Raw genomic sequence first — 254 nt, forward strand, 5'->3', positions numbered from 1 at the left:
GGTGTTTCCCACATGTTGCCATTTGTTATCGGTGGCGGTATCTTAATGGCAATTTCCTTTATTGTGGAAAACTATGCTGGTGGTCCAAAATCTCCTGCATTTATTTTCTTGAATAATGCTGGTAACATGGCCTTTGCTTTCATGGTACCAATTTTGTCAGGTTACATCGCTGAATCAATCGGTGACCTGCCCGCTTTAATGCCTGGTTTTGTCGGTGGTTTTATGGCTACGGTCTACAGTGGTGCCTACGGTGG

Annotated in this window: 1 protein-coding gene; it reads left to right on the forward strand. The window is 44.5% G+C overall.

Features of this window, described 5'->3' with window-relative positions:
- Nucleotides 1–254: PTS transporter subunit EIIC (locus tag H3V04_RS09765; RefSeq protein WP_373564733.1), on the forward strand; the 254-nt coding region annotated here is incomplete at both ends.

Source organism: Bifidobacterium sp. M0353 (assembly GCF_016100645.1).
Lineage (GTDB): Bacteria > Actinomycetota > Actinomycetes > Actinomycetales > Bifidobacteriaceae > Bombiscardovia > Bombiscardovia choladohabitans.